We start from the raw sequence: 13,807 nt of genomic DNA, 5'->3' as shown, positions 1-13,807 counted from the left end.
CAGGACCGGGGCTTTTCATTGGCTACTTTGAATTATTCAGGCAGCAGCACTTTGTCGACAACGTGAATTACACCGTTGCTTGCGACGATGTCTGCTTGCACGACATCGGCATTGTCCACCTTGACGCCGTTACGCGCATTAACGCTGAGCCGTTCGCCCTGAACAGTCAAAACCTTGGCGCGCTTGCCAGCAATATCCCCGGACATGATTTTTGCCGGCACCACATGGTAAGTCAAAATGGATACCAGTTGATCCTTGTTCTCGGGCAGCAACAATGTCTCAACAGTGCCTTCCGGCAATGCAGCAAAAGCCTCGTCCGTAGGAGCGAAAACCGTGTACGGCCCCTTACCCTTCAGGGTGTCGACCAGTCCGGCCGCCTGAACCGCTGCGACAAGTGTATTGAACGAGCCTGCTGAAACGGCTGTATCAACAATATCCTGATTTGCCTGCGCCTTCAGTGGCAGTGCAAGGGCCATTGCAGCGGCGGCCCCGATAAACGTACGACGAAACATTTCAGTGATCTCCTCTGGTGCTTGTTATGCAGAGAGGTACGGCATGACCGGAGATCCGGATCACTTTGGGTGCAATTTTACTTTTTCTGAACCCAGATACTCTGCGCCCGCCCTTCTTTCAGGAACGGCAGCGCTTCCATCGCGTCGGGGCGGTCTTGCTGCAAATAGTACCCGGGCCACAACATTTCATAATCACCCGATTGCAGCATCGCGTGAAGCACATACTGTTCCCCCCATCCCGGGCAATCGTAGAAGAAACGCTTGGGATATTCGTAAGGCAGAAACACATCGTGGACGTGGATGACAACGCCGGGCTTGAGTGAAGGAATGATGCGGCAGAACAGGTGCGCCACATCGTTGCTCATCCGCACGACGTGGCTGGAGTCGATAAACAGAACATCCCCCGCCTCCAGCTGATCAAAAAGGGCGGGATCAACCTCTTCCAGCCGCTTCTGTTCAAACTGATCAACAACGTGCGCGATGTCTGCGCGCGGAAACGGGTCTACTGCGGTGATGCGGGTTTCAAGGCTGCCATCAATCACTGCCTGCCGCGTGACCCGTGTAGAGTTCCCGCAACCGACCTCGATCACATGTTGCGGCCTGAACCGCCGGATCATCAGATACAACGCATCAGCATCGGGGCTGTCGTAATAGCCGTTGTTTACGCGGTACCCTGTCTGGTTTTGTTGAGGGTCCTTGAGGGCCGAGAGCGCCCCGGCGTGAACCTGATATTCCTCGACCAGTTGACCGAGATCGAAACCGTCCATCCCGGGCGACAAAGCATAGGCCGGGCGGGTCAATCCCCCTGCCCGCTCAAAGGCGCTCAACCGCTCGTGCTCATCCCGTTCTGTAACCCGGTCGATCAACTTGACGCCAAACCGATCGAGGAAGGCATTTGTACGTGGAAATTTCCTGGGTTTCACGCGACGGCTCCATTGCGACGATTGCATCTGGTCCTTACCGCCGCTTGCCCTGCAACTGCAAGCATCTGTACCGCAAACCCTTGGCAAAAAGAAAAATTCCGTATTCACTGGTTCAAATTCCAGACGGGAGGCGGAAGATGCAAAAGGACTTCACCCTGGGAATCGAAGAGGAATACCTGCTTGTCGACAAGGATTCCCTTCAATTGTCCGAGGCGCCCGAGGGCCTGATGCAAGCATGTCAGAATGACTTTGAAGGTCAGGTCAGTCCGGAATTCCTGCAATGCCAGATCGAGGTGGGAACCCGCCCACATTCCACGATAAAGGGCGCTCGCGAAGACCTGAAGCGATTGCGTTCCTGCGTTTCAAAACGTGCCTCCGAATACAATCTGGCCCCGATTGCAGTATCCTGTCATCCTTTTGCGAACTGGAAAGATCAGCACCACACCCGCAAGGAACGGTATGACGCCTTGCAACACGCATTGGGCGGCGTCGCGCGTCGGATGCTGATTTGCGGGATGCACGTTCACGTTGGTGTCGAGGACAAATCCCTGCGCGCTGATCTGGTGCCCCAATTGTGCTATTTCCTGCCGCACCTTCTGGCCTTGTCTACCTCCTCGCCTTACTGGAATGGCGAGGATACGGGGCTTTCTTCGTACAGGCTGACGGTTTTCGACAATCTTCCGCGAACCGGCCTGCCACCGGTTTTCACAAGTTGGGCCGAATACGAACGCACAACCGGCATACTTGTCGAATTGGGCGTAATCGAAGACACGACCAAAATCTGGTGGGATCTGCGCCCGTCGCACCAATTTCCAACGCTTGAGACACGGATCATGGATGTCCAGCCCCGGCTGGAACACGCCCTGTCGCTGGCCGCGATGGTTCAGGCGCTTACGCGGATGCTCTGCCGCCTGAAGGCCCGCAATCTGCGCTGGCGTTCCTACGACCGCTTCCTGATTGGTGAAAACCGGTGGCGTGCGCAGCGTTATGGTGTCGGCGAAGGTTTGATTGATTTCGGGGACCGTTCAATCAAACCGATGTCGGAACTGATGGACGAACTCATGGGAATGCTGGCTGAAGATGCCGAGGCGTTGGGCACTATGACAGAACTTGCGCGCCTGCGGCAGATCGCAAATAACGGCACCTCGGCCACCCGCCAGCGCCGCGTACACGCCGAAGCCGTCGCAAATGGTGAAGACCCCGGCAAAGCCGTGGTGAAACATCTTATCGAGGAATTTCATATGGATCTGTGATCGCGCTCAGATCACACGCAACATGTTTTTGATCTTGCGGCCAACCGGTTCATAGAAATCAGGATCCTTCCAATACCCGTTGTGCGAAAGCGGATTCCACGACGTAAAGATGTTTCCGGAATTTATCGAAACGTCACGAAGTTCGTTATTTGCTTCCAGTTGATCATAGGCCGGTGCGCAATCGCGCAGCGGATAACCCAGCACGTCGTGCTTGTCGAAAAAGTTGTACCACCACGTCCTGGGCTTTAGCGCATGCGGCAGTTCGGAATTCGGCGGATCAATCGGTTTGATCAGGTTTTGCGGATAGGCAAAAAGAAAAATCGGAATATTGCAGCCAAAGGTCATGATCCCTGCAACTGTCTGCATATTTCGGACGGGCGTATTGTGCAGGGTTTGCCCGGTGTGCCGCAGGTGGCTTTGCAGATCGTAGATGTAATTCGACATGATATGCCCACCAAGGGAATGGGCCAGCAACAGCACCGGTGCACGATCGCCTACCTGCGTTCTTACATCCTCCATCACCCGGTCGATCTCGGCATGAATGGCCTCGTAGGTTTTGTCGCTTCCATCCTGTGTTTTGCGATACGAAGCCGCATCCGACAAATTGTGAACCACGAATTCCCGGACGTCATCATAACCGGTTCGCCGTTTTATTTTTCGGAGATAGCGGTTCTGGCGCGGTTGCAGAACATGGGCCCAGACGATTTCACGCCACGCAACACGGTTCAGATCCGGCCCAACAAACCGCCCGACCTGTTTGTGAAGATCGCGGGAAAATGTCACGGCAGACGATGGCAGAGGCGTTCCCGTAAATTGACTGCCCATGCCGTGAATAATCACAACTGCCATTTTGAAATGCGACATACCAATTCTCCTCAAAAAACTCCCCAAAATATACGTCAGACCTCGGCAAACACCAAAACACCCCTTTGGTAAGAGGCTGTCCGATTGCTGCCGCTGCAAAATTTCTGTAAGGATTGCGAAATAAACAATCGTTCAATTCATACGCTGCAAGGGAGAGAGGCCATGGATTTCGCGCTGACCGAGGAACAGACAGCCATATTCGACATGGCCTATGCGTTTGGGCAGGAAAACATCGCGCCTTTCGCCCGTCAGTGGGAAGCTGAAGGAACAATCCCCAAGGATCTGTGGCCGAAGGTGGGCGAACTTGGGTTTGGCGGTCTGTATGTGTCCGAAGAAGGCGGTGGGTCCGGTCTGTCCCGGCTAGACGCAACTCTGGTATTCGAGGCCCTTTCGATGGCTTGCCCCTCAGTCGCGGCGTTTCTCTCCATCCACAACATGTGCGCGAAAATGCTGGACAATTTCGCCGATGATGACCTGAAATCCCGCATCATGTCGGATGTGCTGAGCCTGAATACGGTTCTCAGCTATTGCCTGACCGAACCCGGTTCTGGTTCCGATGCCGCGGCCCTGAAAACCCGTGCGGAACGCTCCAACGAAGGATACACGCTGAACGGAACCAAGGCGTTTATCTCGGGCGGCGGGTATTCCGATGCCTATGTCTGTATGGTGCGCACGGGCGAAGATGGCCCCAAAGGCATTTCGACGGTCTATGTCGAGGACGGCACGCCCGGTCTCAGCTTTGGCGGGCTTGAGCAGAAAATGGGATGGAAAAGCCAACCCACCGCTCAGGTTCAGTTCGACGACTGCAAGATTCCATCCGGAAACCTTGTCGGTGTGGAAGGCGACGGGTTTAAGTATGCCATGATGGGTCTGGACGGTGGGCGTCTGAACATCGCTTCATGTTCATTGGGTGCTGCGCAGGCCGGACTGGACATGACACTGCAATACATGTCCGAGCGTAAGGCTTTCGGAAAATCCATCGACCAGTTTCAGGCCCTTCAGTTCCGCCTTGCCGACATGGAAATCGAAATGCAGGCGGCGCGCACATTCCTGCGTCAGGCCGCCTGGAAACTGGATCAGGGAACGCCAGACGCGACAAAATTCTGCGCCATGGCCAAGAAATTCGTGACGGAAACTGGATCAAAGGTTGTCGATCAGTGCCTTCAACTACATGGCGGATACGGGTATCTCGCCGATTACGGGATTGAAAAGCTGGTCCGCGACTTGCGTGTGCATCAAATCCTTGAAGGCACCAACGAGATCATGCGAGTGATCGTTTCGCGCAACATGCTTGCCAACCGCTGAGGACATCATGGCTGACATTGATATCCGCGTTGCCGGTCGCGCCGGTCGCATCACGCTGACCCGGCCACATGCTCTGAACGCGATGAGCTATGACATGTGCATGGCGATCGACACCGCAATGCGCAATTGGCGCGAGGATGACGACATCGATCTGATTGTGCTGGATGCCGAAGGCGAAAAGGCGTTCTGTGCGGGCGGCGATATTGCCGAGTTGTACGAGACAGGCACCAACGGCGACTTTGAGTATGGCCGCACCTTCTGGCGCGATGAATATCGTATGAATGCGATGATCTTTGAGTATCCCAAGCCAGTGGTCAGTTTTCTTCAAGGCTTCACGATGGGCGGCGGCGTCGGTATCGGCTGCCATGGGACGCACCGGGTCGTCGGGGAAAGCTCAAAAATCGCGATGCCCGAATGCGGAATTGGTCTTATCCCGGATGTTGGCGGAACACTGATGCTGGCGCTCGCGCCCGGACGCAGCGGCGAATATCTTGGAATGACGGCAGGCCGAATGGGTCCCGATGACGCCATTTTTGCGGGCTTCGCAGATCACTACATCCCGCAGGAGAATTGGGGCTCCCTGATTGCAATGCTTGAGGCATCGGGTGACGCGAGCCATATCGAATCCCACGCGCAAAAAGCCGACCCGGGCAAACTCCGGGACGAACAGCCAATGATAGACAAGCATTTCTCAGGTGAAACACTCGGTGATATTCTGAATTCTCTGCAAAACGATCAAAGTGAATTCGCTCAGAACGCGCTTAAAGCGCTAAACCGAAACTCGCCTATATCCATGGCCTGCACCGCCGAAATGCTTCATCGCCTGCGCACGCCATCGCTGACCATCCGCAAATCTCTGGAACTTGAGTACCGGTTTACGCACCGTGCGATGGAACACGGAGATTTTCTGGAAGGAATCCGCGCTCAGATCATTGACAAAGACCGCAACCCTGATTGGCAATACGCCGACATGGACGTGCCCGGCGTGGCCGTTTCCAAAATGCTGCAACCCCTTGGCAAAGATGCCCTGACATTCGAGGAGGATTGAGAGATGAAGATAGGTTTCATTGGCCTTGGCAACATGGGTGCGCCAATGGCGGCCAATCTCGCAAAAGCGGGCCACGAAGTCATCGGTTTTGATATGGCGGATATCTCGATCGATGGCGTCGCGATGGCAGAAACTGCAGCAGGCGCAGCGGCGGGTGCTGACGTTGTAATTACGATGCTACCTAATGGCCGCATCCTCCGCTCAGTCGCCAACGAAATCATCCCCGCAATGGTTCAGGGCGCCGCATTTGTCGATTGTTCGACGGTGGACGTTGAAAGCGCACGAGCTGTCGCCGACCAGGCCACTTCCGCCGGATTACTTTCGGTGGATGCCCCGGTTTCCGGCGGCATCGGAGGCGCTGCAGCGGGTACACTGACCTTTATGGCCGGTGGCTCAGACGACGCATTCGCCAAGGCGGCCCCGCTTTTCGACATCATGGGTCAAAAGGCAGTTCATTGCGGCGAGTCGGGTGCGGGTCAGGCTGCCAAAATCTGCAACAACATGATCCTTGGCGTAACCATGATCGCCACATGCGAAGCATTTGCGCTGGCTGACAAACTGGGCCTTGACCGGCAGAAAATGTTCGATGTCGTCTCAACCTCTTCCGGCTACAGCTGGACCATGAATGCATATTGCCCTGCTCCGGGTGTCGGACCACAAAGCCCGGCCGACAATGAATATTTGCCGGGATTTGCCGCAGAACTGATGCTCAAGGATTTACGCCTCAGCCAACAGGCAGCCGAAAGCGCCGATGCGGACACACCGATGGGTCAAGCAGCAACCACGCTGTACGAAACTTTCGTCGAGCAGGAAGACGGACAAGGTATGGATTTCAGCGCCATGCTGCCAAGGTTCGAAAAACGCGGTCGCAGCTAACGCGGTCGCTCTGGCGGTTTCTTGCCTGCCGGTCGAAAACCGCTGCCCGGCGCCCTATCTTTCCTTTGTGAATACGCACTAAACCTGCGTAATCCGTCGATGCAAAGGAGTATGGGAAATGAAGGCGCTGGTCCGCACTTTGATGGTTGTTGTTCTTGCCCTTGGTCCGGCTGCCAGTTGGGCAGGTAACGGGAATGGTAAGGGAAAAGGCAAAAACAAGAACAGCCTGAAAGTGGAGCGCGTCTCACCGGGCTATAGTACCGTCGGCAAGCAAGCCTATCATTGCCCGCCGGGCCTCGCGAAAAAGGCTGTTCCATGTGTTCCGCCCGGACAGGTGAAACAGCGCTACCGGGTTGGTGACTATATCACGCGGGATTATGTCTGGATCAATGATCCCTATCGGTACGGGTTGCGCCGCGACGGGTATTACGTGCGGGCCGGGGACTACGTCTACAGTGTTGACAGCGACACGCACAAGGTTCTGAACCTCATAGGCGCAGTGGCGGATATCCTCAACTGAGGAAGCTGAAATCCAGACCGTGCCATAGCGAGAATTTCCGAAATGGCACGAACTGGAAAGCTGTCACTATTCCGCAGCTACGCGTTCCGGATTCAACATCGACTTTAGATAGTGCCCGGTATGGCTGTGTGTACACTCAGCGACATCCTCAGGCGTGCCCTCAGCTACAATCTGCCCTCCTCCGTCACCACCTTCGGGGCCGATATCAATGATATGATCCGCCGTTTTGACAACATCCAGATTGTGTTCGATCACGACAACCGTGTTCCCTTGCTCGACCAGTTCGTGCAACACTTCCAACAGCTTGCGCACATCTTCAAAATGCAGCCCCGTGGTCGGCTCGTCCAGAATATACAGCGTGCGCCCCGTAGACCGCTTGCTGAGTTCCTTTGACAGCTTCACCCTTTGCGCTTCACCGCCCGACAGCGTCGTCGCCTGTTGGCCCACCTTGATATACCCAAGTCCGACGCGTGCCAGCGCATCCATTTTGTCCCTGATGGACGGCACCGCCTTAAAGAACTCCTGCGCATCCTCGACTGTCATATCCAAAACATCGGCGATGGATTTTCCCTTGAACTTGATCTCAAGGGTCTCGCGGTTGTAACGCGCGCCCTTGCAGGTTTCGCAGGTCACATAGACATCGGGCAGAAAGTGCATCTCGATCTTGATGACACCGTCCCCCTGACAGGCTTCGCATCGTCCGCCTTTGACATTGAAACTAAAGCGGCCCGGCTTATAGCCGCGCGCCTTGGCCTCTGGCAGCCCCGCAAACCAGTCCCTGATCGGGGTAAACGCCCCGGTATATGTCGCAGGGTTTGATCGGGGGGTTCGCCCAATCGGGCGCTGGTCGATATCAATGACCTTATCCAGATGCTCCAGCCCCTTGATCGTCTCACAGGGTGCAGGCGTCTGACGCGCCCCGTTCAGGCGCATCGAAGCCGTCTTGAACAACGTCTCGATGGTCAGTGTGGATTTTCCACCACCGGACACGCCCGTGACACATACAAACTTGCCCAAAGGGAAGTCTGCCGTGACATTTTTGAGGTTGTTGCCCGTGGCCTTGACCACCGACACCTTCTTGCCATTCCCCTTTCGCCGGGTTGCGGGCACTGCAATCTCACGTGTTCCGGCCAAGTATTGCCCGGTGATCGACGACGTGTCCGATGCAATATGTTCGGGCGTTCCGTGGCTGACGACCTCGCCGCCATGCACCCCTGCCCCCGGCCCGATGTCGAACACATAATCCGCCTCGCGGATAGCTTCCTCGTCATGCTCGACCACGATCACGGTATTGCCCTGATCACGCAAGTTCTTGAGCGTTCCCAGCAGTCGATCATTATCGCGCTGGTGCAATCCGATCGAAGGCTCGTCCAACACATAAAGAACGCCGGTCAGACCTGAACCGATCTGACTGGCCAGACGAATACGCTGGCTTTCGCCACCTGAAAGGGTCCCGCTGGACCGGGACAGCGTAAGGTATTCCAATCCAACGTTATTCAGGAATCCCAGTCGTTCGCGTATCTCCTTGAGGATGGCACGCGCGATCTCGTTCTTTTGCGCGCTCAGGTGGTTTGGCGCATCTTCGATCCAGCTCAACGCCTCACGAATGGACATTTGCACCACGTTACCGGCGTGCATCCCTGCAATCTTGACGGCCAGCGCCTCTTCCCTCAGGCGGTGACCCCGGCATGTGCCGCAGGGGCGGTTATTCTGATACCTTTCGAACTCTTCACGAATCCAAGCGCTGTCCGTCTCACGGTAACGACGTTCCATATTCGGGATGACGCCTTCGAATGTACGGGTCACCTGATAAACCCTGCCGCCCTCGTCATAGCGGAACTGGATTTCCTCATCCCCGGACCCGTACAGGAAAACCTGCTGCACTTTCTCGGGCAGGTTCTTCCACGCAGTGTTCTTGTCGAATTCATAGTGCCGGGCAATCGCTTCGATGGTCTGGAGGAAGTACGGCGACTTGCCTTTGCGCCATGGGGCCAAAGCGCCATCATAAACTTTCAGGGTCTGGTCCGGCACCACGAGGCGCTCGTCAAAAAACAACTCAACGCCCAGCCCGTCGCAATCCGGACATGCCCCAAACGGAGCATTGAACGAAAACAGACGTGGTTCGATCTCTGGAATCGTGAACCCACTGACCGGACAGGCAAAGTTCTCTGAGAATGTAAGCCGCTCTCCCTCGCCTTCACGTGGTGCGGTCTCCAGAATCGCAATGCCATCCGCCAGATCCAAGGCGGTGCGCAAACTGTCGGCCAGCCGGGTTTCCATGCCTTCGCGCACGACAAGACGGTCAACAACAACGTCAATGTCATGCCGGAATTTCTTATCCAGCACAGGTGGCTCGTCCAGTTCATAAAACTCGCCATCGACCTTGACCCGCTGGAACCCCTGTTTGCGGAGCTCAAGGAATTCTTTTTTGTATTCGCCTTTACGGTCGCGCACGATGGGGGCCAGCAGATAACCCCGTGTCCCCTCCTCCATCGCCATGATTCTGTCGACCATGTCCTGAACCTGTTGTGCCTCGATCGGCAATCCGGTTGCAGGGCTGAAAGGTGTTCCCGCGCGCGCAAAAAGCAGGCGTAGATAGTCATAAATCTCGGTCACCGTGCCAACGGTCGAGCGTGGGTTTTTTGATGTGGTCTTTTGTTCAATCGAGATTGCCGGGGAAAGGCCGCTTATGTGATCCACATCCGGCTTTTCCATCATATCCAGGAACTGGCGTGCATATGCCGAAAGGCTTTCGACATAGCGGCGCTGCCCTTCGGCATAGATGGTGTCAAACGCAAGTGACGACTTGCCGGAACCGGACAGGCCAGTGATCACCACCAGCTGATCGCGCGGGATATCCACGTCGATATTTTTGAGATTGTGCTCGCGCGCGCCGCGCACCTCAATATTCTTCAGCTCAGCCATTTCGGCCCCCAACAAACAAGTGTCCTAGAGATAGGCGAGCTGAGCCGAGACTCCAACCGAAAAATGCGAACGAATGGTGAACAAGCAATAATTCACCCGGTTTGCCTCATTCGTGGCTTTTCCGAGCCAGCGCCCAGGCGACGATCGGAAAGTTCGGGTCATTGTCCAGAACATCCGTGTCCGGTTTGAAAACAGGTGGCCATTCAGGTTCCAAGTTTCGAAGGGCCGCCTGGCGATTCCCCCATTGCTCGGCCTTTATTGCGGATGGATCAAACCCTGCTTCAAGCAGAAGGTTCTTCAATCCTCGCGCCGACCAGCGCGAGCAATCCTGTGGAGCCGCATGAAATGGCACAAAAAATGGGACAGCCAGCCAAAAGTATCCGCCAGGCCGAAGCATCTCAAGAACGTTCAGCGTGGCCTCATACGGTCGGTCCAGATGTTCCCACACCTGATTGGCGACAATCAGATCAAACTTCAGCACCGCACCCCGTTCATCCAGAAATGGGCCCACGCAGATATCATGTTGCGGCAAGCGGAACTGACGATAGCTTTGAAATCCGAATTGCTTGCCCCACTTTCCCGAGATTTCAGCAACCTCCAGATTCTGCGGCCCTAGGGAACGGATCATTCTTTTACTACGCCGCGCCATCACGACGCGATTCAAACTGGCCAAAACTCACCCCTGACATTTTGCGTTTTCGGAAATAGCCGCCACGTGGTGGTCAGACGTTTTCCAGAGGATGGAATGCAGCAGAATACCGGTGATTCAAGATTTTCCGAAACGATTCACGCCAGATTGGGGCCGCTTGTTGGCAAAATCACCACGAAGCGCCCGGTATGGGCAGTATTTTTCGCTTCTTTGAGGAAAGTGGCGCGGTTGACGGGGCTCGAACCCGCGACCCCCGGCGTGACAGGCCGGTACTCTAACCAACTGAGCTACAACCGCGCATTAGGGTCTTTTCCTGATCCATTTGCCCGGATCAAAGGCTGACAGTGTGGCGCGGTTGACGGGGCTCGAACCCGCGACCCCCGGCGTGACAGGCCGGTACTCTAACCAACTGAGCTACAACCGCTCACTGTCCGTTCATCGCTGAACGTTTGGGTGTATTATGGCTACACCCCGGCATCGTCAAGCGGCGTTTCCAACTTTTTTCGCGTGTTCCGCTTTTTTCCTGATCACCGGTTCTTTCCATCCCAGTGTGAACGGCATGCCAATGGCGGAAAAAATCAACTCTGGCCGGCAAACAGATAAGATGATGATGTCGCTGGTTCAGGCAAATTTTGAACGATTGCAGCAAAAGCACCAAACAACCATGGCATGAGTCAGCCCGTAAAACCGTCAGACATTTGTTACGTTTCGAGAATGTCACAACCTCACTGTTTGCAGCTGCAATAAACGCGTCGGGCCTGTCGAAAGTATCAAAAAAATACATTGTGACACAAACGCCAGCTCATTCCCTCACAATTGCCGCATCTGGCACTATGTTCTTGCATCGAAAGAAAATAGAAGGTTTAGACCCATTTGGGGGCGTATCACTCTGGAACTAACAGACTTTCTGCAGGTTGCCTGAGAAACAGTTTGCAGACAGCCAAGCCGCAGAAAACTATGGACTTTTGAGGTGCACATAGATGTCAAGTACGGTAAATGATTTTGGTTCAAATCTTACTGGTAAAGCATATGTTGATGGATTGATCTGGGGATCATCCTGGAACATGAACACAAATTTCGGCGGTGCAGCTGGAACACTAACGTATTCGTTTGACCCAGGGCTGCATACTTTTCAAACTTGGGAAAAGAACGCCTTTCGGGAAGCCATTGCAACGATCGAGACGATCATCCCCGTCGACTATGTCGAGGTTCCTTCCGGAAATCCCGGTTCAATCTACGCCGAGAATTTTAGGTACGCGCTCGTACCATCCAACTTTTTTCCCGTCCCGGGTGTAGCTGGCGCTCATGGGGCACCGGGAAGCAAGCTTCTCACAATTGGCGGCAAAGATACGTTGTATGGATTGTTTTCATACGACTCGTTTGTGTGGACACCCGCCTCTCTGCAAAAAGGCGGCCAAGGTTTTGAAACCATCATGCACGAGATGCTTCATGGGCTCGGGATCGCCCATCCGCATGACAACGGTGGCACATCATCTGTGTTTCCCGGCGTTTCGTCGTCTTTTGGTGACTATGGCACAGATGGGCAAAACCAGGGTGTTTACACCATCATGTCATACAACGCGGGCCACCCGACACATATTCAAACCATTTCAACCGCGTACGGACACTCCTCAACTCCGATGGCGTTGGACATAGCCGCGCTGCAAGCCATTTACGGGACAAAGGCACACAACACAGGAAACAACGTCTATACACTTGACGACATTAACAAGGCCGGGACCTCGTGGTCCTGCATCTGGGACACCGGCGGTACAGATACAATTTCTGCTCAGAACGCGAATCGGGGCGTTTATATCAACCTGAACGATGCTGACCTGACGGGAAGCGATGCCGGGGGCATCCCCTCATACGCAAATGGCATCATTGGTGGTTTTACAATTGCCAATGGGGTCAAAATCGAAAATGCGATCGGCGGAAACAGAAGTGACGTGATCGGCGGCAACGAGCTTGGCAACCAAATCAGCGGCAACGGCGGTAACGATACGCTTCGTGGCAACGGCGGCAATGATACCCTGCGTGGCGGCAGCGGTCATGACAATCTGTTGGGCGGCACAGGGTCGGATAGAGTCTATGGTGATAGCGGGCACGACAAACTCTACGCCTCCACTGGCAATGATTTCCTGCAAGGTGGCGCCGGGCTGGACTGGTACATAAACAACACCGGCACACGATCCTCCGTGAACCTCAACATTTCCACAGCGCAGAATACCGGGCTAGGAAACGACACCATCCAGGGTATTGAAAACCTGCAGGGGGGAACAGCCTCGGATGTCTTCATCGGCACCGGAGCAGCCAACATCCTCAAAGGGGCCAAAGGAAAAGATCACCTGTTCGGAAAGGCCGGTGAAGACCATTTGATTGGCGGTTTGGGCGATGACATCGTTAACGGTGGCGCCAACAATGACACTCTGTACGGTCAGGATGGTCAGGATTTTCTGGTTGGTGAACAAGGCCGGGACAAGTTGTTTGGTGGACAAGGTGCGGATCATTTTGTCTTTAAAGACATCGGCGACAGCGCCAGCAACAGCGTTCAGGCTGACGTGATCCGTGACTTTAAGTCCGGTGTGGACAAAATCAACCTGCGTCAAATAGATGCCAGCACAGTCTTGTCCGGTGACAATTCATTTACCTTTGATGGTCAAAGAAAGACTGGAACTGACGACGAAGGTGAAATCTACTTTAGAAAATCCGTCGCCGACAATCACACGCTGGTCTACATCGACAACGACAACGATACTGACGTTGAGATGGTCATCAGACTTATCGGTTTACATAACCTTACAGCGGATGACTTCATCCTCTAACCGGCTGAATGGAGCCATATTGCCAATTCGGCAGGCACCAAACACAACATCCGCATCTGATAGCTGCCCCAACTTAATAATTGGGGCAGCTGATCAACCGGTTTCAT

The 13,807-nt window shown here is 54.7% G+C and carries 12 protein-coding genes and 2 tRNA genes; 7 read left to right on the top strand and 7 right to left on the bottom strand.

Annotated elements, in window-relative coordinates:
* Window positions 1-32: 32 nt before the first annotated feature.
* Entirely contained in the window at window positions 33-512 is a 480-nt protein-coding gene (locus ACR0D6_RS08395) for a fasciclin domain-containing protein (protein WP_170652355.1), read from the bottom strand.
* Between the two features lie 77 nt (window positions 513-589).
* The gene (locus tag ACR0D6_RS08390; RefSeq protein WP_480765171.1) at window positions 590-1,435 is read right to left on the bottom strand and encodes a class I SAM-dependent methyltransferase; all 846 of its coding nucleotides are present in this window, start codon (window positions 1,433-1,435) and stop codon (window positions 590-592) included.
* A 137-nt stretch (window positions 1,436-1,572) separates the two neighbouring features.
* On the opposite strand from ACR0D6_RS08390, the gene ACR0D6_RS08385 reads away from it, so the two are divergent.
* Window positions 1,573-2,688, top strand: coding sequence for a carboxylate-amine ligase (locus tag ACR0D6_RS08385; RefSeq protein ID WP_480765170.1), 1,116 nt, complete (start codon window positions 1,573-1,575; stop codon window positions 2,686-2,688).
* Window positions 2,689-2,694: 6 nt separating this feature from the next.
* On the opposite strand, the gene ACR0D6_RS08380 is transcribed toward ACR0D6_RS08385, so the two are convergent.
* A complete protein-coding gene (locus tag ACR0D6_RS08380) occupies window positions 2,695-3,552 on the bottom strand; it encodes a hypothetical protein (protein ID WP_170652349.1) in 858 nt (285 codons plus the stop codon).
* Between the two features lie 162 nt (window positions 3,553-3,714).
* On the opposite strand from ACR0D6_RS08380, the gene ACR0D6_RS08375 reads away from it, so the two are divergent.
* The 4 genes from ACR0D6_RS08375 to ACR0D6_RS08360 all read left to right on the top strand — a co-directional run bounded on the left by ACR0D6_RS08375 (window position 3,715) and on the right by ACR0D6_RS08360 (window position 7,301).
* The gene (locus ACR0D6_RS08375; protein WP_480765169.1) at window positions 3,715-4,857 is read left to right on the top strand and encodes an acyl-CoA dehydrogenase family protein; all 1,143 of its coding nucleotides are present in this window, start codon (window positions 3,715-3,717) and stop codon (window positions 4,855-4,857) included.
* Window positions 4,858-4,864: 7 nt separating this feature from the next.
* A complete protein-coding gene (locus ACR0D6_RS08370) occupies window positions 4,865-5,905 on the top strand; it encodes an enoyl-CoA hydratase/isomerase family protein (RefSeq protein WP_480765168.1) in 1,041 nt (346 codons plus the stop codon).
* Window positions 5,906-5,908: 3 nt separating this feature from the next.
* Window positions 5,909-6,781: a 3-hydroxyisobutyrate dehydrogenase gene (gene mmsB / locus ACR0D6_RS08365; RefSeq protein ID WP_480765167.1), complete on the top strand. Its 873-nt coding sequence runs from the start codon at window positions 5,909-5,911 to the stop codon at window positions 6,779-6,781.
* Window positions 6,782-6,899: 118 nt separating this feature from the next.
* Window positions 6,900-7,301, top strand: a complete 402-nt coding sequence (locus ACR0D6_RS08360) for a hypothetical protein (protein WP_480765166.1) — start codon at window positions 6,900-6,902, stop codon at window positions 7,299-7,301.
* 66 nt (window positions 7,302-7,367) lie between these two features.
* On the opposite strand, the gene uvrA is transcribed toward ACR0D6_RS08360, so the two are convergent.
* The 4 genes from uvrA to ACR0D6_RS08340 all read right to left on the bottom strand — a co-directional run bounded on the left by uvrA (window position 7,368) and on the right by ACR0D6_RS08340 (window position 11,299).
* The gene (gene uvrA / locus ACR0D6_RS08355) at window positions 7,368-10,226 is read right to left on the bottom strand and encodes an excinuclease ABC subunit UvrA (RefSeq protein ID WP_480765165.1); all 2,859 of its coding nucleotides are present in this window, start codon (window positions 10,224-10,226) and stop codon (window positions 7,368-7,370) included.
* 106 nt (window positions 10,227-10,332) lie between these two features.
* On the bottom strand, window positions 10,333-10,854 hold the full coding sequence (locus ACR0D6_RS08350; protein ID WP_480765164.1) for a methyltransferase domain-containing protein: 522 nt from the start codon (window positions 10,852-10,854) through the stop codon (window positions 10,333-10,335).
* Window positions 10,855-11,095: 241 nt separating this feature from the next.
* Window positions 11,096-11,172: transfer RNA gene (locus ACR0D6_RS08345), tRNA-Asp, on the bottom strand.
* Between the two features lie 50 nt (window positions 11,173-11,222).
* A tRNA-Asp gene (locus ACR0D6_RS08340) sits at window positions 11,223-11,299 on the bottom strand.
* A 36-nt stretch (window positions 11,300-11,335) separates the two neighbouring features.
* Here ACR0D6_RS08340 and ACR0D6_RS08335 point away from each other — a divergent pair.
* Window positions 11,336-11,548, top strand: a complete 213-nt coding sequence (locus ACR0D6_RS08335) for a hypothetical protein (RefSeq protein ID WP_480765163.1) — start codon at window positions 11,336-11,338, stop codon at window positions 11,546-11,548.
* A 307-nt stretch (window positions 11,549-11,855) separates the two neighbouring features.
* Complete coding sequence (locus ACR0D6_RS08330) at window positions 11,856-13,700, top strand: M10 family metallopeptidase C-terminal domain-containing protein (protein ID WP_480449734.1); 1,845 nt, start codon at window positions 11,856-11,858, stop codon at window positions 13,698-13,700.
* The last annotated feature ends 107 nt before the right edge of the window (window positions 13,701-13,807 follow it).

Source organism: Ruegeria sp. BJ6 (assembly GCF_056537885.1).
The sequence above is the reverse complement of the archived record's forward strand: the minus strand, read 5'-3'. Positions and strand labels throughout refer to the sequence as shown.

Coding starts and splice junctions, on each gene's coding strand:
- ACR0D6_RS08395 (WP_170652355.1), bottom strand. CDS start 512: ATGTTTCGTCGTACGTTTATCGGGGCCGCCGCTGCAATGGCCCTTGCA.
- ACR0D6_RS08385 (WP_480765170.1), top strand. CDS start 1,573: ATGCAAAAGGACTTCACCCTGGGAATCGAAGAGGAATACCTGCTTGTC.
- ACR0D6_RS08380 (WP_170652349.1), bottom strand. CDS start 3,552: ATGTCGCATTTCAAAATGGCAGTTGTGATTATTCACGGCATGGGCAGT.
- ACR0D6_RS08375 (WP_480765169.1), top strand. CDS start 3,715: ATGGATTTCGCGCTGACCGAGGAACAGACAGCCATATTCGACATGGCC.
- ACR0D6_RS08370 (WP_480765168.1), top strand. CDS start 4,865: ATGGCTGACATTGATATCCGCGTTGCCGGTCGCGCCGGTCGCATCACG.
- mmsB (WP_480765167.1), top strand. CDS start 5,909: ATGAAGATAGGTTTCATTGGCCTTGGCAACATGGGTGCGCCAATGGCG.
- ACR0D6_RS08360 (WP_480765166.1), top strand. CDS start 6,900: ATGAAGGCGCTGGTCCGCACTTTGATGGTTGTTGTTCTTGCCCTTGGT.
- uvrA (WP_480765165.1), bottom strand. CDS start 10,226: ATGGCTGAGCTGAAGAATATTGAGGTGCGCGGCGCGCGCGAGCACAAT.
- ACR0D6_RS08350 (WP_480765164.1), bottom strand. CDS start 10,854: ATGATCCGTTCCCTAGGGCCGCAGAATCTGGAGGTTGCTGAAATCTCG.
- ACR0D6_RS08335 (WP_480765163.1), top strand. CDS start 11,336: ATGGCTACACCCCGGCATCGTCAAGCGGCGTTTCCAACTTTTTTCGCG.
- ACR0D6_RS08330 (WP_480449734.1), top strand. CDS start 11,856: ATGTCAAGTACGGTAAATGATTTTGGTTCAAATCTTACTGGTAAAGCA.